Annotated in this window: 15 protein-coding genes and 1 pseudogene; 5 read left to right on the top strand and 11 right to left on the bottom strand. The window is 71.8% G+C overall.

Annotation, left to right across the window (positions count from 1 at the left end):
* Positions 1-4: 4 nt before the first annotated feature.
* Positions 5-658 (top strand): annotated as a pseudogene (locus ACEXOX_RS41940) (sulfatase-like hydrolase/transferase); the annotation flags it as partial.
* Positions 659-992: 334 nt separating this feature from the next.
* Here ACEXOX_RS41940 and ACEXOX_RS41935 read toward each other — a convergent pair.
* From ACEXOX_RS41935 to ACEXOX_RS41925, 3 genes are all read right to left on the bottom strand, one after another.
* On the bottom strand, positions 993-2,417 hold the full coding sequence (locus ACEXOX_RS41935) for an FAD/NAD(P)-binding protein (RefSeq protein ID WP_406525892.1): 1,425 nt from the start codon (positions 2,415-2,417) through the stop codon (positions 993-995).
* On the bottom strand, positions 2,414-3,349 hold the full coding sequence (locus ACEXOX_RS41930) for a dimethylarginine dimethylaminohydrolase family protein (RefSeq protein ID WP_406525891.1): 936 nt from the start codon (positions 3,347-3,349) through the stop codon (positions 2,414-2,416). Before ACEXOX_RS41930 ends, ACEXOX_RS41935 begins: the two co-directional genes overlap by 4 nt.
* A 164-nt stretch (positions 3,350-3,513) precedes the next feature.
* Positions 3,514-3,909 (bottom strand): DUF6027 family protein, encoded by a 396-nt coding sequence (locus ACEXOX_RS41925; RefSeq protein WP_406526653.1) that lies wholly within the window; start codon positions 3,907-3,909, stop codon positions 3,514-3,516.
* A 280-nt stretch (positions 3,910-4,189) separates the two neighbouring features.
* Between ACEXOX_RS41925 and ACEXOX_RS41920 the strand changes: the two genes are divergently transcribed.
* Positions 4,190-5,521 carry an MFS transporter gene (locus ACEXOX_RS41920; RefSeq protein ID WP_406525890.1) on the top strand — a complete coding sequence of 444 codons (1,332 nt, stop codon included), beginning with the start codon at positions 4,190-4,192 and terminating at the stop codon, positions 5,519-5,521.
* An 88-nt stretch (positions 5,522-5,609) separates the two neighbouring features.
* Here the strand turns inward: ACEXOX_RS41920 and ACEXOX_RS41915 are convergent, their stop codons facing one another.
* The 6 genes from ACEXOX_RS41915 to ACEXOX_RS41890 all read right to left on the bottom strand — a co-directional run bounded on the left by ACEXOX_RS41915 (position 5,610) and on the right by ACEXOX_RS41890 (position 14,721).
* Positions 5,610-6,029, bottom strand: coding sequence for a tetratricopeptide repeat protein (locus tag ACEXOX_RS41915; protein WP_406525889.1), 420 nt, complete (start codon positions 6,027-6,029; stop codon positions 5,610-5,612).
* On the bottom strand, positions 5,936-8,032 hold the full coding sequence (locus ACEXOX_RS41910; RefSeq protein ID WP_406525888.1) for a BTAD domain-containing putative transcriptional regulator: 2,097 nt from the start codon (positions 8,030-8,032) through the stop codon (positions 5,936-5,938). The genes ACEXOX_RS41915 and ACEXOX_RS41910 overlap by 94 nt, the downstream gene beginning before the upstream one ends.
* Before the next feature lie 433 nt (positions 8,033-8,465).
* Entirely contained in the window at positions 8,466-9,677 is a 1,212-nt protein-coding gene (locus ACEXOX_RS41905; RefSeq protein ID WP_406526652.1) for an oxygenase MpaB family protein, read from the bottom strand.
* A gap of 46 nt (positions 9,678-9,723) precedes the next feature.
* Positions 9,724-10,797, bottom strand: a complete 1,074-nt coding sequence (locus ACEXOX_RS41900) for a polyprenyl synthetase family protein (protein WP_406525887.1) — start codon at positions 10,795-10,797, stop codon at positions 9,724-9,726.
* Positions 10,790-11,152 (bottom strand): polyprenyl synthetase, encoded by a 363-nt coding sequence (locus ACEXOX_RS41895; protein WP_406525886.1) that lies wholly within the window; start codon positions 11,150-11,152, stop codon positions 10,790-10,792. The genes ACEXOX_RS41900 and ACEXOX_RS41895 overlap by 8 nt, the downstream gene beginning before the upstream one ends.
* Positions 11,153-11,430: 278 nt before the next feature.
* A complete protein-coding gene (locus ACEXOX_RS41890; RefSeq protein WP_406525885.1) occupies positions 11,431-14,721 on the bottom strand; it encodes a BTAD domain-containing putative transcriptional regulator in 3,291 nt (1,096 codons plus the stop codon).
* Between the two features lie 884 nt (positions 14,722-15,605).
* Here ACEXOX_RS41890 and ACEXOX_RS41885 point away from each other — a divergent pair.
* Positions 15,606-16,214 carry a response regulator transcription factor gene (locus ACEXOX_RS41885; RefSeq protein WP_157851540.1) on the top strand — a complete coding sequence of 203 codons (609 nt, stop codon included), beginning with the start codon at positions 15,606-15,608 and terminating at the stop codon, positions 16,212-16,214.
* A 16-nt stretch (positions 16,215-16,230) separates the two neighbouring features.
* Positions 16,231-16,776 carry an NUDIX hydrolase gene (locus tag ACEXOX_RS41880; RefSeq protein ID WP_238782603.1) on the top strand — a complete coding sequence of 182 codons (546 nt, stop codon included), beginning with the start codon at positions 16,231-16,233 and terminating at the stop codon, positions 16,774-16,776.
* A gap of 58 nt (positions 16,777-16,834) precedes the next feature.
* Here the strand turns inward: ACEXOX_RS41880 and ACEXOX_RS41875 are convergent, their stop codons facing one another.
* Both ACEXOX_RS41875 and ACEXOX_RS41870 read right to left on the bottom strand, forming a co-directional pair.
* Positions 16,835-17,140, bottom strand: coding sequence for a hypothetical protein (locus ACEXOX_RS41875; protein ID WP_406526651.1), 306 nt, complete (start codon positions 17,138-17,140; stop codon positions 16,835-16,837).
* The gene (locus ACEXOX_RS41870) at positions 17,140-18,084 is read right to left on the bottom strand and encodes an acetyl-CoA carboxylase biotin carboxylase subunit family protein (RefSeq protein ID WP_406525884.1); all 945 of its coding nucleotides are present in this window, start codon (positions 18,082-18,084) and stop codon (positions 17,140-17,142) included. Before ACEXOX_RS41870 ends, ACEXOX_RS41875 begins: the two co-directional genes overlap by 1 nt.
* Before the next feature lie 590 nt (positions 18,085-18,674).
* On the opposite strand from ACEXOX_RS41870, the gene ACEXOX_RS41865 reads away from it, so the two are divergent.
* Positions 18,675-19,469, top strand: coding sequence for a YqcI/YcgG family protein (locus tag ACEXOX_RS41865; protein WP_406525883.1), 795 nt, complete (start codon positions 18,675-18,677; stop codon positions 19,467-19,469).
* Positions 19,470-19,471 lie beyond the last annotated feature (2 nt).

Raw genomic sequence — 19,471 nt, 5'->3', positions numbered from 1 at the left:
CAGTGTGTTCACCGGCCTGCAGCCGGCCCGGCACGGCATCCGCCATCTGCTGCGCGAGCAACTGCGGCCGGACACGACGACGTTGGCGGAGCGCCTGCAAGCGGCGGGGTACGCCACCGGCGCGGTGGTGTCCTGCCCGGGGCTCAACCGGTGGTACGGCATGGACCGCGGCTTCGACCACTACGACGACGAGATTCCCCGTCTGCCCGACGGCAGTGACCCCCTGACCGTCAACGACGTCAAGCTGCGCGGCCTGGCGCTCAAGCGGGCCCCGTTGGTGGCGGACCGCGCCGCCGCCTGGGCGGAACGCCAGGAGGGCCCCTTCTTCCTGTTCGCGCACTTCTTCGACGCCCACTGGCCGTACGAACCTCCGGAGGACTTCTGCCCGGACGCCGCCAACCCCTACGAGGGCGAGGTGGCGTACAGCGACCACTACCTCCAACTGCTGTTCCGCAGGCTGGAGGAGGCCGGGCACCCGCTCGACGACCTGCTGGTCGTGTGCTTCTCCGACCACGGGGAGGACCTGGCCGGCTGGTACCCCAACGACCACTCCGGCGACCTCGGCCACGCCTACGAGGAGGGGCACGGGTGCCTGCTGTTCGACACGACGCAGCACGTCCCGCTCATCATCGGCGGGCCGGACGTGCCCCGGGGCCGCGAGATCACCGAACAGGTCCGGCTGGTGGACATCGCACCCACCATCCTGGAGCTGCTGGGTCTGGACCCGTACAAGGACGGCCCCGACGGCAGCTCACTGACCGAGTTCTTCGGTGAGCAGGCGCCCGCGGCCCGGCCCGCCTACTCCGAGACGTACCACCCGGAGGAGCGGCGTTCGGACGGGCGCTACCCGGATCTGCTGCCCCTGGCGTCGATCCGGCTGAGTGAGGGGACAGCCGCCAGAAGGTCATCTGGCAGATCGGCGGTGACCGGGTGGAACAGTACAACCTGGCCGCCGACCCCGACGAGCTGCACGGCCGGACCCTGTCCTGCCGTCAGAGCGACGAGGCCCGGCCGGAGTGGTGAAGGGCCTCGGTCGCCGCGGCGGGCGGTGAGCCGAGGATGTCGTCCGCGAGCTGCGCGGCCTGCGCCCGGATCTCCGCGATGGCCGTGGTCTCCCACTGCGAGCCCCGCCGCAGCGGGCCGATGGCCAACAGGGCCGGGTCGGGCCGCCCCGCGTGGTCGAGCAGCCGTCCGCGACGGTCCGTGGCCATGCCCAGCCGCAGGGCGTCGGGGACGGCCAGTCCGTCTCGCAGGAGCCAGCTCAGCAGCGGATCGGCCGAACCGGTGATGTCCCGTCCGAAGCCGGTGCAGTTGATCACCCAGTCATAGCGCACGGGCACCGCCCCGGCACCGACGTCGAGCCCGGCGACGACCCCGCGCGGGCACGCGCGCAGATAGACCGCCCGTCCCTTACGGGCCTTCAGGCGGCCCGAGCCGAGCGCGCGACCGAGCCGATGGGCGGTGACCGGCGGCAGCCGATGACGGTGCACGTCCCAGTACGTACCGAAGCGCCCCAGGAAGTCCCGCTGGTCCTCGGCGTCGAGCCGGCCCCACAATTCGCCGGTACAGGGGCGCAGCGCGTCGATGATCTCCCGCCAGCATTCCGGGCTCCTCCGCATCTCGGAGCGGACCGTGCTCACGAGCCGGGCCAGATTGAGCCGGTCGTCCGCCAGCAGAACGCCCACGACGTTCGGGTGCCCTCCGTGCGAGCATCCGGAGCCGTGCGGCCGGGGCAGCAGCCCGTGCCGGGACACGGCGTCGACACGGACACCCACCGAGCTGCCGAGCAGGCTGAGCCCGATGTCCACCGCGGTCAGTCCGTTGCCGAGCAGCAGCACCGAGGAATGGTCGGCCACCGCCGGGAAGCCGCTGTGCCAGGGAGAGCGTACGTACCGCGGTCCCGCCTGCGCCGAAGCGAACGGATCGCGCCAGGTGGCCGTGTTCCCCATGGCGAACACGACATGGTCCGCCGCCACGCACCGGCCGTCGGACAGCGCCACCACCGGCCGCGGGAGGCCGGGAAGCACCCGGCGCGCACGGCGGCGCACGTGCCACAGCTGCCCGGTCTCCGCCGTGCGCTCCCGGGTCTCGCGCAGCGTGTCGGCCAGGTAGGCGCCGTACGTACCGCGCGGCACGTAATGGCCGGCGGGCGTGTCCGGTTCCCGGCGCCTCAGCCAGGCGGCGAGGTGTCCGGGGTCGTGGGCCCAGGCGCCGGAACGTTCCATCGGCGTGTTCATCAGGTGCCGGGGGTCGCGCGACGCGTAGGCCGTGCCGCGGCCCAGCTCGTCGGACGGTTCGATCAGCGAGATCCGCACCGGGCGGCGGGCCGCCGCGCTCGCCTCCAGCAGGTGGACACAGGCCAGGGTTCCGCTGGCTCCGCCGCCGATGACGGCCACCGAGACCGCGTTCCGGTTCACGGCTTCCTCCCGGCCGGCGTGCCGGCGTCGTCGCGCAGCAGAATGCCGGTGAGACAGCCGAGGGCTCCCGCGGCCTTCACGTACTCCCCCACCTCCACGGTGTCCACGTGCAGGCCGGCTGCCTCCAGACGCCGCCGGGTGTCCGGACAGCCGGCGGGCATCAGCACGACCCCCGGCGCGAGCGTGACCAGGTTCATGGCCCGCCTCCGCACCACCTCGTCCTCCGGCGGCAGTTCGATCACCTCGTAACCGTGCTCGTGCAGAAGGGCGCACAACTCCGCGGTGGCCGCCGCCGCGTGCAGCAGTACCCGCAGGTGGTCTACGAAGACCAGGGAGCCGAGGAGGTGCTGCACCCCGGGGCCGAGCGGTACGACGACGGTCCGCACACCTTGGCGTCCCAGTTCGTCGCCGACGACCGCCGCGCCCTCCGGGTTGGTGCGGAAGCCGCAGCCCACCACGACCGTGTCCTTCCCCAGCCACAGGGCGTCCGCGCCCTCGAAGGTGGCCGTGCCGGCCGGGGTCCTCAGCAGGGGGACGCCGAGGGCGGCCAGGGCGACTGCCGCGAACCGCTCCTCGCCTGCGCGCTGGGCGGATGCGGGGCGGGCGAGCACCACGCCCTGCGGTGTCGCCAGAAAGAGGTCCCGCATGAAGATCAGGTTGGGCCCCGCATGGGCCGGCGGCCGGACGATGTGGACGGTCACGCCGTGCCGGAGGTACGCCTCGGCCACCGCGTCCGCCTGTTCCCGTATCCGTCCCAGGTCGACCCTGGCGGACATCAGGTGGCCGCGGGGCGCGTCACCGGCCGCCTCCAGGCTGTCCGGCGGCCGGGCGAGCACCACTTCCCGCAGCGGGGCCACCTCCGACCGGTAACCGCACCGGTGCCACAGCGTTCCGGCCGCCACTTCCTCGTGGTGCGCCGCGGTGCGGGGCACCCAGCCGTCACCGCCCAAGTCACTCGCCGTGGCTTGGCGCGTGGCAAGGCGCAGCCCGACCGTGCCACCGTGTCGACCGGTCCGTTCCACTCGGCCCTCCAACCTTCGTCGGCCCTGAAAACGCGAGGGTGATACGGCGCTCGGGTTCTCCGGAGCCGCTGCCGTCAGTCGCGTTGCGGCGGATACACCGTGGGGTCGTCCAGCGGGACCTTCAACCACGAGATCATCTGGCGCAGTTGGTGGTACGCCCGGAGCCGTTCCTCGTCGTCGTCCTTCTCCTCCGCCGCCGCGATCGGCTCCCAGAGCCGGGGCACCATCACCGGCCCGATCTCCAGGAGGCCGCCGCTCCCTCCAGTGGCCCATTTGGCGAGCACGTACCGCACGATGGCGCCGACGGGGATGTCCAGGTTGCGGGACATGCCGCGCACCGTCTCCAGCGGGTCGAGCAGTCCGTAGGCGAGAACGTCCGACTTGAAGTTCGCATGCCGGTCGTCCGAGTCCCAGCTGCCTTTCCAACGACGCAGACATATTACTTCCGAACCGTCGTCCGCGGTCCAGATGTCAGGCGTTTCCGGGTGAGCGTTCACGTAACTCCCCACGGTCCATGGACATTTCCTGGATTAAGCCATGACCGGCCGGTCTCCGGCAAGGGCGCCCCGGGCTCTCTGGACAGTCGGCCGGAAACCGGAGTAAAACCGGTGACACGCGCCGCAGCGGTTTCGCCGGCCGTACGAACAGGCGATATCGACAGCTGATCCCGCGTTTTTCCCCGGGCCCCGGCTTTCCGGCCGGCAACCGCGCCCGGCCGTCGCGTTGTTCCCGGTCCCGGAAGGAGTTCCCTTGAATGCTTCGCCGGCCACCACGGAGCCGAGGTCCTTAGCCGTCCGCACCAGCGGCTCCACGACCAGGCAGGTCCTCCTGGCGAGCACCATCGGAAGCGCCATCGAATGGTACGACTTCTACCTCTACTCGACGGCCTCCGTGCTGATCATCGGGCCGTTGTTCTTCCCCGGGAGTTCCACGACGGCGACCATGCTGGCCACGTTCGCGACCTACGCCGCCGGGTTCGTGGCCCGGCCGCTGGGCGGCGTGCTCATCGGGCACTTCGGAGACCGCGTCGGGCGCAAGAACATGCTGGCCCTCACGCTCCTCGTGATGGGCCTCGCCACCTTTCTGGTCGGTGTGCTGCCGACCTACGAGCAGGCCGGAATCCTGGCGCCCGCGCTGCTGGTCACCCTACGGATCCTGCAGGGCATCGGCATCGGCGGAGAGTGGGGCGGAGCCGTACTCATGAGCGCGGAGCACGCCCCGCCGGGACGCAGGGGCCTGTGGACCTCCTTTCCCGCGGCCGGGTTCCCGCTGGGGCTGCTGGGCAGCACCGCCGTGATCGAACTGGTGCTCCGGATGCCGGAGCGGCAGCTCCACGCCTGGGGCTGGCGCCTGCCCTTCCTCGCCTCGATCGCCCTGGTGGTACTGGGCGTGGTCGTACGGCGGAAGGTGGCGGAGTCCCCGGAGTACGTGCGGGCGAAGAGGACGACGGCGGTGGCGGCCCTGCCGGTCCGGGAAGTGCTGCGGCACACCCCCGGCAAGGTGGTGCGCGGTGCCCTGGCCGCACTCGGTCTCGCCGTGATCGTCAGTACCTTCACGGTCCAGCTCTTCACCGCGGCCTCCGCCGGACAGCAGCACACCACCCGCTCGGTCTTGCTGCTGGGGCTGGCGGCCGGCGCGCTGGCCGAGGCTCTGATGCTGCCGGTGTGCGGGGCGCTGTCCGACCGGTGGGGCCGTCGCCCGGTCATTCTGTCCGGGTACGCGGTCTGCGCCCTCCTGGCGGTGCCCGCGCCCTTCTGGCTGGCTTCGGGAGAACCGTGGCTGGTCATCATGACCTTCGTCCTGGCCATGGGGGTCGGCCATGCCGCGGTGTACGGCGCCTTCTCCTCCTTCCTGGTCGAGATGTTCCCCGTCCAGCAGCGCTATTCGGCGCTGGCCGTGACCTATCAGGTCGGCGCGACGATCGCCAGTTTCAGCCCGCTCGTGGCCACGGCCGTCGCCGGATCGGAAAAGGCCACCCTTCCCGGCATACTCATCATGATCGGCTGTTTGGCGCTCGCAGCCGCCGCGGTGGCAAGTTCCCGGCCTGGGCCCGGTATACCGGGGCGGGAACCTCTGGCGTGACGTCATAATCCGGCAGGGTCCTGCCGGCCGCCACCGTGCGGGGGTGCGTACTCCGGCAGTACGGCATCGGCGTATTCCGTCTCGCGGCTCAGCACAATCCGCAGGCGTGCCCGGGAACATTCTCCACGGCTTGCCATCGCTCCGGGGCCTTGTCCTGATCGGGCGGTACGTCGTCCGCCCACCCGGCCAAGGCCCGGCACAGCGCCGCATTGATGGCGGAAGTCGCCTCCCCGGAAAGGTGCCCCCAGCGCTTGGCCATCGCCGCGGCTTTCTCGTAATGCGTCACAGCCTCGTCGAAACGCCGCTGGGCCCGTGCCAGCATGCCGAGCCCGTGCAGCGCCTGCCGTGCGATGAACGGGTCCTGGCCCTGACGGGCGGAGTTGATCGCCAGGTCCGCGTAGGTCCGCGCCTCGGTCAGCCACCCCGTCTGGTACGCGGTGACGGCGTAGAGGAACTGGGCCCGCCCGAGCGTTCGCGGCTCGTTCCGTTTCGCGGCCGCGCGCACCAACGGGGGACGGCGGCCCGCAACCGCTCGTCCCCCACCGCCCCGGCGAACGGGGACACGGCGATGAGCAGGTCCACGGCACGCGGCAACAGCTCCTCCGCTGCCCCCGCCGGGCGGCGTGCCGCCTGCAGCGCCGCGCCGGATATCGTGGGGACCTCGCTGCGGACCCACTCCCGTGCCTGCCGGAAGTCGGGAAAGGACAGCCCCACGGGGGCCCGCAGACGAAAGGCGTCCTGCACGGGGTCGCCGGGCGCCGCCAGTGCGAACGCGTTGCACGCCGTGGCCAGCAGGTGTTCCAGCAGCCCCCGCAGGGCACGGTCCGACTCGGCCTGGTCGGGCCGGCCGAGCCGTGCGCCGGCCACGGAGCGGGCCACGTACCGTACGCGATACCGTCCGGGCCCGGACGAGCCCAGCAGTGAGTCCGCTCTGAGGGCTTCCAGGACGCGCCCCGCCGTGGGTTCGTCCACCATCAGCACCGCCGCGGCGCTGCGCACCGTGAAGTCCGGTACGCCGGTGGCCGTCAGCCGGCCCAGCGGCGCGAGCTGATCGGGCATCAGGTGCCGGTGGTCCCGGCCGACCGGCCCGTCGGGCGCAGCGGTGACGGAGGCACGGCCACGCCCCGGCGTCTTCTCCGTCGAAGCGACGGCCTCGTCGAGGCTGAGCCTGTCCAGACCCGCCCGCGCCGACAGGGCAAGGCCGGGCAGGTCGGACCGCGCACTGACGATGACGCCGCACCGGACGCTCACCGGCATCAGGTCCCGTAGCTGCTCCGCGTCCCGCGCGTCGTCCAGCACCAGCAGGACCCGCCGCTCGTCCAGCATCGAACGGAAGAGGTCGCGGCGTGCGTCCCGGCCGTCGGGAACGACCTGGTGCGGCACGCCCATGGACAGCAGGAATCCGGCCAGGACGGCGGACGGGTCGGCGGGCACCTTGGCGGCACCGCGGAGGTCGGCGAACAACTGGCCGTCCGGGAAGGCGTACTTCACCCGGTGGGCCGCGTGCAGGGCCAGCGCGGTCTTGCCGACACCGGCCACCCCCGATATCCCCACGGCGGCGGGTGCGCTCCGCGCCGGGTCGGTCAACGCCGCACACAGGTGGGACACCTCGGCCTGTCTGCCGACGAACCCCACGGCCTCCGCCGGAAGCTGGGCGGGAGGCGGCACACGGCATCTCCTCGACCCGACCGGGACCGTGAGGTCGGCCGGGCGGTCCGGCTTCCCGTCCGCGTCACCGTACGGCAAGTCCGCGGGAAGGACGCCACTGAGGATGCGCTGTTGCAAAGCGGTGAGCTCGGCACCGGGATCGATCCCCTGCTCTTCCAACAGAAGCTTCCGTATGTTCTGGTAGACGTCGAGAGCTTCGGTCTGACGCCCGACACCGTACAACGCTCGCATGAGCAAACATCGGAACCGTTCGTTCAGCGGGTAGGCCCCCACCAGATCGGTCAGCTCCGGTACGACCAGCCGGTCGCGTCCGGACTCCAGCGCCAAGTCGTAGTGCTCTTCCAGCGTAGCGATCCGCAGCTCTTCCAGCCGTGCCCGCTGCCGCGCGGCGAACGGGCCCGGTACGCCGCTCAGCGGCTCGCCCCGCCACAGGTCCAGGGACGCCGACAGCAGGCGCCCGGCCTCCTGTGTCCGGCCCGCCCTCCGCTGTTCGACGGCCCGCTTCATCAGGGACTGGGCGCTTCCGGCGTCCACCGCGGAGGAGTCGGTGGCCAGCCGGTAGCCGTCGCCGGCCGATTGCAGCACGGACCGGTCCACGGCTTCCTGCGGTTCCAGGAGCTTGCGCAGCCGCCAGACGTAGGTACGGATCGTCGTCACGGCCCGCTTCGGTGGCTGAAAACCCCACACGGCTTCGATCAGCCCGCTCATCGGCACGGCTTTCCCGCCACTCAGCAGGAGCCCCACCAGAACCGCCTGTTGCTGGGGTGGGCCCACCGGAACCCCGACACCGTCCCGGTGGGCACAGAGAGGCCCGAGAACGTGGAACCGCAAGTCATCCGCCATGGCTCGTCCTGTGGTGTCGGTACCGGAGGGGAGCACATCGTCACCGCAACAAGAAGAGTTAAAGGTAATGCGAAAGTGTTTGCCCGACCAGAACGGAAGCTTTAAACCCAACGGATCCAGCCGAGTCCGGGCCCGCCGGCCCCTGCCTCCTCCCCGCTCCCAGGAGACCCCACAGCCAGGGCCGGAACGTCCCCGTCCCGCCGTCCCCCGCGCCTCACCGGGCCGTTTCCCGAAACACCTCGGCCACCCCGGAAGGCCGTCGTCCTCGCGCCACGCCGAAGCCTGCCCGCTCCCGACGTCCGGTTGCGATCCTCAGGTGTGTCGGCAAGCGGAGGAGCGGGCAGGCTTCTTCGGTTGAGGACTTGGGCCGACCGCGCACCGACGCTGCTGCCGGGCTCCAAGCGATGACAACACCGTCCTGTGCGCGCTCACGTCAGTTCGCTCCCACCGAGGTCGGAGCGGGCGGCACCCAGCGCTGGTTGCGCGCCTGCTGCGACCGCAGGCCGTAGCCGGACTTGAGCTCCTCGGGGATGGCGTACTGCATCACCCGGCCGCGGGTCAGGGAGGCGAGTTCGAAGCCGGAGACCAGGCTGCCCGCCTTGTCCAGGGCCCACTCCCCCAGCGGGCTGCTGTCCTCGATGGTCTCCAGCACGCCGAGGACCAGCGGCACGGCCTTGGCCGCCGTGTCCCACGGGCCGCGGGGGATCTGCAGCCAGCCGGCGATGGTGTCGCCCACGAGGTAGCGGATCGTGGCCGGCACGATCGGGTCGAACAGGGTGCCGGGGACGACGTCTTCGTACATCCGCATCAGCTGGTTGTTCAGCCGTACGCCCTCCTCCGAAGGCCCCAGGTTGCGCAGGAGGTAGAGGTCGGCGTAGGCCCGGGCCTCGGTGAGGTTGTCCGGCGCCGCCGTCATGTCGCAGCCCAGGATGGAGCCGACGACGCGCCAGGCGTAGTAGTACGCCTCCGCGCCCTCCTGGCTCATGTGGATACCAAGACGGTGCATCGCGTCCAGGACGAGGATCGAGAAGCAGATCTGCCCGCCGATCATGTCCTCCTGGCAGAGTGGCACTCCGTCCCGCTCGCTGTCCCACCGCCCGGACCGCGTCAGGTGGTGGCGCACCGCGGCGTGCAGCAGGCGTACCTTCTGGGCGGCCGGGATGAACTTGCTGCCCTCCTCGAAGGCGTTGGTCTGCATCAGATACGTGACGAACTGCCCGGTGTTCGCCATCCGGCGCGACGGGTAGTCCATGGAGTGGGTGGAGGCCAGCAGTTTGGCCACGCGCGGAACGGCGTACGTGGCCGGCATGGCGGCGAAGGACAGGCCGGTGTTGATGTGCGCGGCGTTGTCCATGAAGAACAGCCGTGCCCGCTCCATGATGTCCCAGTCGACCCAGGCCGGGGGCATGCCGGTCGCTTCCAGGTAGGACGCCGCCGACTGCGGCAGGCCCTCCGGCAGTTTGTGTCCGGCGGTGGTGAAGAAGCGCATGAGGGTGTTGAAGTCCGACACCTCTCCCCGTTCGAACATGGCGGCCACGGTCTCGTCGGCGAGCGGGTCGCCCTGGTTCCGCAGTTCGTCCAGCGTCGCTTCGGTGTATCGCGCGGTGGTCTCGGCGGCCTCGGTGGCCCCCGTAGCCCCAGTGATTCCCTTGGTCTCAGCGGTCACGAAATCCTCATCTCTCTCGTTGCCCTCACAGGGACCGGTCGGCCGCCGAAGCCGCCAGTGCGCCGAGCACCGAGCGGGCGTCCGGCGGCAGCGCCACGGAGTCCAGCGCCGCCCGGGACCGCGCGATCCGTTCCCCGATCATGTCCTCGACGCGCTGCCGCGCACCGCAGTGCTCCATCAGCTCCCGTACGGTCGCCGCGCCGTCCTCGTCCAGACCCTGGCCGGCGGCCAGGGTCTTGGTCAGCAGCCGCCCGTCGTCCGGGGAGAGGAGGGAACGGGTCAGCGCGAGCAGGGCGGTGGGTTTCCTGTCCCGCAGGTCGTCCAGGTTCGACTTGCCGGTCCGGTCCGGGTCGCCGAAGGTGCCCAGCAGGTCGTCGCGGAGCTGGAAGGCTTCGCCCAGCGGCAGTCCGTATCCGGTGAAAGCGGCCAGTACGTCCCGGGAGGCGCCACCGAGCGTGGCGCCCATGTGCAACGGCCGCTCCACGGTGTACTTGGCCGTCTTGTACCGGGCGACCTCCAGGGATTCGGCGACACCGGAGGCGCCGCCGGTGCGCAGGACTTCCAGGCACTCCCCCGCGACGGTCTCGCGCAGCAGCGCGGACCACAGGGGCACCGTCCGCGCCACGTAGGCGCCGGGCAGGCCGCAGGTCGCGAAGACCTTGCCCGCATACCCCATCAGCAGATCGCCCAGCATCATCGCGAGCGCGGCGGAGCGGTCCTGGCGGCCCGCGCCGGGCCGCTCGTCCGCGGCTTCCCAGGTACGGACACCGCCCGCGGCGAAGGCGACATGTGCCGTCGGCAGGCCGTGTCGCAGCCGGCTGTCGTCGATGATGTCGTCATGGGTGCACGCGGCCGCGTGCACCAGCTCCATGGCGGCCGCGGCCTTGATCACTCCGTCGCAGTCCGGCTGCCCGGCGGCCCGCCAGCCCCAGTAGAGGAAGGCGGCGCGCAGCCGCTTCCCGCTCGTCAGCGAACTGCGCAGTTGCTCGCAGACCGGGGCGAGTTCGCCGGACAGGCGCAGCAGCTCGGCTTCCTCCTCGTCGGCGAGCCGGCACAGGTACGTGTCGATGCGCCGCTTGAAACCCGCCGCGTCATGCATGGGCGGGCCCGGACACCTCGGCCGCCTGGGCCCGCTTCACCGCGCGGCACGCCATCACCTCGAGGTAGTTCTCGGTGTCCGGCGTGACCCGACGGGACGCCAGTTCGCCGCGGGCGCGCAGGTCGTGCACCCCGTCGGCGACAAGCTCCCGCAGGTCCGAACGGCGCAGCAGCTGCCGGCCCCGGTCCGCGGCGCGGCGCAGCCGTTCGAGTGCGGCATCCGCGAGGCCCACGGCGAGCAGGGCCACGTCCTCCAGCCCGGCGGCGGAGTGCCGGCCGAACGGGCCGGCACCCTCGGGTTCGGTACCGGCGGACTCCGTACCCGCGGAATCGCTTCCCTTTTCCTGCTCCGGCATCTCCGGCACTCCCTCACTCCCGTTCCGATGCGATCTTCCGATCACCCAGGAGCTTCCAGTGAACCGTTCCACGCCGCCGAAGACCGCCGTTCCGGCTGCCCACCCCCGCCAGTGGTCCGCGATTCCTACGATGGAGTGACGATCACCCCGTCAGGCGGACGGCGGCGGCCCTGATCCCGTACAACACGTCCGGTCCGTCGAAGTCAGGTACGCCGGAGGGCTTTCCCGTCATGCCGGTGAGCCTTTCCGTGCTTCGGCCGGGCGGCCCGCCGCCGCCCTCATCCACCCGTGACCGCCTCCGCCGCGGTGCGTCCCAGCAGGGTGTGCAGGAGTCTGGTGGCCGGCAGGGAGGAGTGGAGGTAGACGTGTTCGTTGCGGTGTTCCACGGCGGTCAGGAGGGCGCGGAACGTGGCCTCGGCCTCCTCGGTACGGCCTGCGTGCTGCTGGGCCTGGCCCAGCAGGCCCAGGTGGAGCGGATGGCGCAAGTACGTTCTGCTGGTGCGCAGTTCGGCGAGGGAGACGTGCATGAGGCCGAGGCCTTCGTCCTCCTGGCCCGAGTGGGTCAGGCCCCAGCCCTTCAGTACGCCGAGCAGGGCTTTCCAGTAGAGCAGTCCGTGTTCGCCTGCCAGCCGCACGCCCTCCGCGCCCGAGGAGCGGGCCGTTGCCGCGTCGCCCTCCCAGGCGGCCACCACCGCGTCCACGTACAGGGCGAAGCACCGGTCCGAGGGGCGGCTCTCGAACTTGGTCAGGCGCAGCAGCTCCCGTCGGCGCGTTCCGGCGGTGCGCCGGTTGCCCAGCAGCCAGTGGGTGAAGGCGTTGTAAGAACGGCAAGAGACGCGCGGGTCGTGCTGGAAGGTGCGGGCCAGGGCGTGCCCCTCACCGGCGAAACGATCCGCCATGGCGACCGCGTACTCCAGCTCGCCGAGCGCCTCGGTCAGCCGGCCGCGTACGTGCAGCACGATGCCCTCGCCGTACGCCGCGCCCAGGCATCCCACCGGCGCACCGGTGGACTCCCGCATCTCCCGCAGCAGCCCGGAGAACTGCCGCGAGTCCTCGTAACGGCCGGTGACCAGGTACGCCGCGCACAGCGCCCACAGGACCGAGGGGTCCTCGGGGGCGTGGGTGACCGCGCTGAGCGCCCGGCCGTGGGCCAGTTCCGACTCGGCCTCCGGGTGGCCGTAGCCGCGTGTGGTCGCCAGTACTTGGCCCAGCTGGATGCGCAGTTGCTGCTCCAGCCGCACTGCCGACGGGTCGTCGGGGCAGAGCAGGCCCACGAGGTGCAGTGCCCGGCGCAGCCACATCTCCACCTGCTCGTAGGCCCATTGCTGTTCGGCCTGTTCGGCGGCGCGCAGCAGTCTGGGGAGAGCGCGCTCGACGGGGACGGCGTCCTTGGCCTGCCACGAGTGGTCGGCGACCCGCTCGATCTCTTCCCGCCCGGCCCGCCCCCGGGCGCACAGCGCCTCGGCGACCCGGGCGTGCAGCCGCTGCCGGTCCTCGGAGGGCAGCTCCTCGATGAGCGTCTCCCGTACCAGGGCGTGGGCGAAGTGCAGCCGGCCCGGGTGGTGCGGGTCCTCGGCGAGCAGGCCCGCGCGGATCGCCGTCTCCAGCGCGGCAGGAACCGGTTCGCCGGCCGCGACGGAGCGTCTCAGCAGGTCGGTGTCGACCTCGGTACCGATGACGGCGCACACCCGCAGGACGCGCAGCACCGGCTCGGGAAGGGCGTCGAACCGCTGGTGCAGCGCGTCCCGCACGCCGGTCGGGACGCGGGCCAGGAGTACGGCGACCGCGTCGGACCGGTGCAGGCTGCGCGCGTCCCCGAGGAGTGAGAGCAGCTGCATGACGAAGTACGGGTTGCCCTCGCTCCGCCGGTGCAGTACCTCCACGACCTCCGGGTCCACGCCCGGCCCGGCCTGGGCGTCCACGAGCGCGGCGACGGCCTGCCGGGACAGCCCTCCCAGACGCAGGGTCTCCGTCCGCGGTCCGCGCAGGACCTCGGAGAGGGCGCGGCGGAGCGAGTCGTCCGACTCGGCCTCGAACTCGCGGGCGGTCAGCACGATGCCGAGCGGTTGGCCCTGCCGGCGGGTGCTCAGCAGCCTGAGCAGTTCCAGCGAGGCGGTGTCGGCCCACTGCAGGTCTTCCAGGAACAGGACGAACGGGCTCTGCCGGGCCAGGGTGAGCAGGACCTCGCACACCGCGTCGTGGGTGAGGAAACGTGCCTGTCCCCAGTCGGATTCCGCGCCGGAGCCGTCGGGGCCGTCGCCTGTCGGGCGTTCGGGCAGGAGTGGGGTGAGCAGGGCGCCGAAGGGCTGGGCGACCCGGAAGAACGCGTCGGCGCGGGTGAGGGCGAGCCGCCGCAGGACCTGGGTCCACAGCCAGTAGGGCGGGACGCCCTCGCCGGGGAAGCAGTGGCCCCACACCACTTCGGGGCCGCCGTCCGCTTCGAGACGTGCGGCGAGTTCGAGGAGCAGCCGGGTCTTGCCGACGCCGGCGGGACCGAGGACGGCGGCCACGGGCCCGTGTCCGACCAGTGCGCTCGCCGCGGCGGTCGTCAGGCGGCGCAGTTCCTGGCTGCGCCCGGTGAACGGGGACGGGGCGGCGGTGCCGCCGACGGGCTCCTCGCGCCGTTCGGGCGCCTGGGGTGTGCCGGTGTGGCCGTCGGCCGCCGCGCCGTGCCCGCGTCCTTCGGTCTCCGGGTGCCCGCCCGGGTACGCCGGCCGCTCCGCCTCGGCGGACCCCGCCCCGGGGCCGCGGAGCGTACTCGCCGCCTCGTGCGGCGGCGGTTCCTTGTCCACCCAGTCCGGGCGGTGGGCGGGCGGGCCCTCCAGGCCGGTGCCGTGCGCCTCCGGGTCCTGGCGGAGGATCGACGTGCGGACCCGGCGGAGTTCGGACGTCGTGCCGACCCCGAAGTCTTCGGCCAGGTGGTGGCGGGTCCGCTCGTACACCTCCAGGGCCTCCGCCTGGCGCCCCAGCCGTGACAGCGCCGTCATCAGATGGCCGACGAGACGCTCGCGCGCGGGGTGGCGGCGCGCCTCGGCTTCGAGGCCCGCCGCCACTTCCTCGGCCGCCCCCAGTGCCAACTGGGCCTCCGCGCCGGCCTCCACCGCCGAGAGCCGGAGCTGTTCCAGCCGGTTCGTCTCGTCGTTCAGCGAGGGGTGGGCGTCGAACTCCGCGTACGGCGAGCCGCGCCACAGGCCGAGCGCGGTGGTGAGCCGGTCGCGGGCGCCGCCCGGGTCACCGGCTTCGAGCAGGCGCCGCCCCTCGGTCACCAGGTGTTCGAACCGGAACACGTCGATCTCCTGCGGGTCCAGCTCCAGTACGTACCCCGGCGAGCGATGGCGCAGGAGCGGCGCGCGCTCGGGGGCGGCCGCGGGGTCGAGGGCGCGGCGCAGGTGCGAGACGTAGCTCTGCAGGGTGGCGACCGCGTGGCGCGGCGGCTCCTGGCCCCACAACTCCTCGACGAGCAGTTCGGTGGGCACCACCCGGCCCAGGCGGACGAGCAGCAGCGCGAGAAGGGCCCGCTGGCGCGGTGGTCCGAGCGGCCGGTCGCGCCCCTCGTGCCGTACGGACATGGTGCCCAGAACGCTCAGCCGGGGAACGTCGGCACCATCGCTCCGTAAAGGACTCGCTATGGGGGTTCGGGCATCTCGTTCTCAATCGTTCTCGCACCGGGCGGCGCTTGAAAAGAGGGCCGGCACCTCGCGGCCGGCCTGAAATCGGATCTTGGCACAGAAAAAGGCATCCTCCAAGATCACCGAAGGGTCTCCGGCAAGTGAAGGACAAGCAAACGGCAAGGAACGCACAGGGATTCCGGCAGCGACGCGGCGCCTGCCTCAAGACGCCGACAAGGAACCGCCAACATCCCGACCAGTCTGTCGCAAGGAACGTGCCGCACGATGACCGGCGCAGAAACCGTGGGTGAGCAAGCGGAGGAGTGCCTTCCTCCGGCCGGCTCCTGACGGAACTTCCACGGACCGCAGTCGGCACGAGGGGAAGGCGGCAATGCAGCGGACAACAGCCGGGGCAGCCCCGACGTGAGAGCTCACGCGACGGGCCCACCGGCCCTCGCGTACGCCACGCCGCGGTTCGCCGCGTCGCATTCCTCCCGGGACACCACGTCCCTCCCATGAGCAGCTCGACAAGGAACGGAGCCCGTCCGGCGTGTCCCCGCACCGCCCGGACGACCCTCACCAGGGCCCGCCCCCGGCGCGGCCGTGCAAGGTACGGAAGGCAAGACAAGATGCAACAAACGCTCCCATCGGGCTCGCCGGCACCGTCGCACAGCGGTGCCCGGCCAGACCCGGAATCGCCCACCCGCCGACCGGCCCGCGCGATGGCGGTCCCGCCGCCCGACGGCCGGTCGTCCCGAGTCGCCGGTGCGACCCACCTCGCGGCTCTGCGGCCCCCCACCGACCGGGGCGGCAGGCCCGCCGGTACGGAGCGGAGCACGGACCCGGTGAGCGTGGTCGTGCTGGCGGACGACCCCATCACCCTCGACGGCACGGTCGCCTTCTTGCGGAGCAACCCGCTGATCTCGGTCGTCGGCGACGACCGGCTGCGGGAGGCGGACGTCGTCCTGATCCTGGTGTCGCCCGAGGGGACCGACGAGGCGCTCGCCCGGCTGGGGCAGCGGGACGCCTGGCAACGGCCCTCCCAGCGGCTGATCCTGGTCGCGGACTCGATGTCGGAGTACCAGCTGATGCGCGCCGTGGCGCACGGCCTGACGGACGTACTGCCGCGGGCCCAGAGCGATCTGGGCGCGATCGCGGACGCCGTCTGCGACCGCCGGCAGCGCACCGGGGTGGCCGATTCGCTGGTCACGCTGCTGCACCACCTCCAGCGCGACATTCTGGAGCCGCACCGGCTGAACGCGGCCGGCTTCGACACGCGGGAGATGAACATCCTGCGGATGCTCGCCGACGGCTGGAGCACCGGCGAGGTGGCCAAGGAACTCGGGTACTCCGAGCGCACCATCAAGAACGCGATCCATACGATGCTGGCCAGGCTGGGACTGCGCAACCGCACACACGCCGTTGCCCATGCCATCCGTTCCGGCACGGTCTGAGAGGAAGCTGAACCGAGTGGTGGAAGAAATCGTGGCCCTCTACGCCGAGGGTGATCTGAGCGGACGCGTCGTCGGCTCGGCACCCCGGAGCAGGATGCGCGCGGAGAACCTGCCGCACTGCGCGACGCAGGTGCTGCTGCGCGACCCGGAGGGCCGGGTGTACGTGCACCGCCGTACCGACACCAAGGACGTCTACCCGGGCATGCACGACGCCTGGGCCGGCGGTGTGGTGGCCGCCGGGGAGGACCCGGACGAGACCGCCGAGCGGGAGGTGACGGAGGAACTCGGCGTCCGCGGCTGCCCGGTGCGTCCCTGCTTCCGTTACTGGTTCGCCGACGACCACGCCAACTACCTGGCCTGCGTGTACGTGGCCGAGTACGACCCGGACCTGCACGGCCCGGTGGTGCACCAGGCGAGCGAGGTCGCCGAGGGCTGGTGGATGACCTGGGAGGAGCTGACGGCGCGCCTGGCCGACCCGGAGTGGCCGTTCGTGCCGGACGGACGGGCCGGGCTGGAGCGGTACGCCCGGTACCTGGAGGAGCAGCCGGCGGCGCGCGGCTGACGTGAACCGACCGGTCCGGCGCGGTGCCCGACGGCACCGCGCCGGGCCGCGCGGCGCCCTACAGCGGTTCCGCCGCCGTGGGAATGCTGATGCGCTCGGCCAGCGCCGCGAGCCTGGACATGACCTGTGCCTCGGTGTCGCCGCGCACCGAGACGATGGCCGCCGCGTCGCTGTACCTGGCCGGCGGGGCCAGCAGATCACCCTCCTGCACCAGGATCTGCGCTTCGGTGATCCACGGTTCGTCAGGCACCTCCGGGGTGCGCAGGACCCGGCCGGGCTCGGCGTACAGGGCCGTGAAGCCGGTCAGGTGGGCGTCGGGGGCCGGTACGTGCGGCACGCTGCCCTCCAACTGGGCCCGCAGCATCACTTCGTCGAGGTTGGCCCCGGTACGTGACCGGAAGCCGGCGAGGATGCCGCCTCCCCGGCCCGCGCCGCGATCTCGCAGAACACCGGGCCCGAGGGGGACATGAACACCTCGTGGTGCGCCACTCCGGTGAAGCCCGGGTACGCGGCGAGCACGGCCCGGTCGAACGCGAGCAGCGCGTCGAGCAGCGGGCCGTCGGGCACGGCGACGTCGCGGCAGGGCTCCAGCCGCCGGTAGGACATGGTGCTGTCCACGTACCGGCCGGCCACCGCCGACGTGACGTGCGCGTCCCGCACCACGCTGTCGACGTGGTACAGCTGCCCGTCGACGAACTCCTCGACCTCGAACTCCGCCAGCCGGCCGGCGTGGTCCCGTACGAACCGGTCGAGCCCGGCGACGTCGTCCAGCAGGTGGATCTCGCTGGAACCGGCGCCGAGCCGCGGCTTGACGACCACGCGGCGGTACTTGTCCAGCAGCGTCAGCGCGGCCTCCCGGGAGAACGGGGCGAAGTCCGGCACCGCGATGCCGTGGTCGCGCAGGTGCTCCTTCATCAGCACCTTGTCGCGGAAGAGCAGCGCCTGCTCGACGCGCTGACCGGGGATGCCCAGTTCTTCGCGCAGTTCGGCGGCGGGCAGCAGGAAGCGTTCGGTGACCGCCACCAGACGGTCCGCCGGCCGGCCGCCCCAGCGGTGCTGGAAGCGGACCGCCTCGGCGAACGGCGCGGGCTCGACACCGGGCACCCCGACGACGGACGCCAGCTCGGCGCCCACGGCCTCACCGGTCCGCTCCAGTGCGGTGACCAGCCGTACCTCCCAGCGGTCCGCGGGCAGGAAGGGGCGGCCGTCCGGGCCTCGGTACGAGGAATAGCCGAGGCGGTCGAGCAGAATGACCGGCTGCTTTTCCTGAGGCGCCGCCGGTGCATTCCCCGTGATTTGCGATGTCATTGCACAACCTTTTTCGGCTCGATGCCCTGTCGTGTGGGCCGGTTGCCCGGAAGCCGTTCGCCCGTGGCGGTAACAACGTTGTCGGAGCAACGTGGTCCGGGACTTGTCCCGGGGGCTCGGCGGACTCTCGTCAATGTCCGGTACCGGCGTCGGCCGGGTGTTCGTCGGCTGCTGTGCGGATGAGCCAAAACCCTAGTCACGATGGCGCTGGTGAAAAGGGCCGGCGGCCGATCCGGGACCAACGGGCAGCGTGCGTTGCCCTTGTGTACCCGAGTCGCGTACCGCTCGTTGCGACGCGGCGCCGCTGGTCATGGCGGTGGCGGCGATCAGTACCGTACGCGTACGCGCGAGGGGTGGGGTATTCGCGGTGGCGTCAGATTTCCCTGACAGGCAGTCGCTCTTCCCTCTCGCAAATCCTTTGGGGCAGTGAAGTCTTGACAGTCCCGAGTGAGCGCTGTTGTGATTGTTCTGCGCGGCGAGCCCCGCCCCAGCACCTCTCTCTTCCGGCCTTCGGGCGGCGCGGCTCGCAGTATTCTCCAACGACCCTTTCGGAGCGTTCTTTGGAAAGCTATCTATGGAGGGACTCCGAGGTGTCGCGCTCCGGTTCCGGCGACGAGCCTTTCGGCTGGGTCCCGGAAGCGCACAGCGTCTTCACCGAGCGGATTCTCGCCGAAGAGCCGTCCTATCCCTGTTACTTCGGGACGCAGGGCCAGCAGCGCGGCAACAACTCCTTCAGCGCCGTCGACACCCGCTACCCGGACACCCACGGCCCGGCCGCGCTCGCCCGGTCCCTGCGGGCCTACCGGCAGCGGGCCTGGCAGGGGCCGAAGCGGCAGACCCTCATCGTCTTCGTGGGGCCGGCCGTGCCCGGGGCGGAACTCGCGGACGACCACCGGCGGTTCTGGACGCTGCTGGACGAACTGCGGGCGTACGACACGGAGCCCTGGCCGGCCGATGTGCCCACCGACCCCTCCGACCCCCGCTGGCAGTGGTGCTTCGACGGCGAGCCGTGGTTCATCTTCGCCGCGAGCCCCGCCTACCAGGACCGCCGCAGCCGTGACCTCGGACCGTGCCTGACCCTGGTCTTCCAGGTCCGGCGGGTCTTCGAGGGCATCGGCGGCAGCACGGTGGCCGGCAAGGCCGCCAAGCGCCGGGTCCGGGAGGGCCTGGCGCGCTACGACCGGATCGGCCCGCACCCCACCCTCGGTGACGGCGACACCTCCACCGACTTCAAGTGGCGGCAGTACGCGCTGCCGGACGACGCGAGCGTCGCCGCCCCCGACGCCTGTCCGGTGCGGCACCACGCCGCCGTCCCTGTCCTGCCGGAGCGGAACGCCGTCGGCGGCTCCGCCTTACCGCAACCCCACGAAAGGCAGCGTCCGTGACT

This window comes from Streptomyces sp. Ac-502 (assembly GCF_045222935.1).
GTDB classification, from domain to species: domain Bacteria; phylum Actinomycetota; class Actinomycetes; order Streptomycetales; family Streptomycetaceae; genus Streptomyces; species Streptomyces monomycini.
Note: the sequence above shows the minus strand (reverse complement) of the source record. Positions and strands in the feature narration are given on the sequence as shown.